Origin of the sequence: Vibrio sp. 10N.222.49.C12 (assembly GCF_041475025.1) — a bacterium.
GTDB classification, from domain to species: domain Bacteria; phylum Pseudomonadota; class Gammaproteobacteria; order Enterobacterales; family Vibrionaceae; genus Vibrio; species Vibrio crassostreae_C.
Genome location: NZ_JBFRVF010000149.1, coordinates 1 through 265, shown reverse-complemented (window position 1 = coordinate 265; position 265 = coordinate 1). Strand labels below are relative to the sequence as shown.

The following is a 265-nucleotide window of genomic DNA, read 5'->3' as shown; positions in this document are numbered from 1 at the left end:
TAATTTTCCGGATTGGTATAGCACCATGACTGAACGGTCTATTGCTTCAGAACGATTTTTAGTGTGGAGCGAGAATCGGATTTCGCTTGGATAGCCCAAAGCTTTAAGTCGGGCAGGTAAGCTAATTCTGGTGTAGTAATTGGAGTTGCGGTTCTTTGTTAGATACATGATCGTGACACCTGTTAGGATCATGCAAAAAATCACAGACAAGAAAAAAGCCCAGGTCTTTGTAAATCAATGACTTGGGCTTTCTTTAAAGTGGTGG

1 protein-coding gene is annotated in these 265 nt (G+C 41.5%); it reads right to left on the bottom strand.

Features of this window, described 5'->3' with window-relative positions:
• Positions 1 to 168, bottom strand: a 168-nt coding sequence (locus AB4583_RS21435) for a DUF6538 domain-containing protein (protein ID WP_372119303.1), incomplete at its 3' end; no start/stop codon positions are given.
• Positions 169 to 265: the final 97 nt, after the last annotated feature.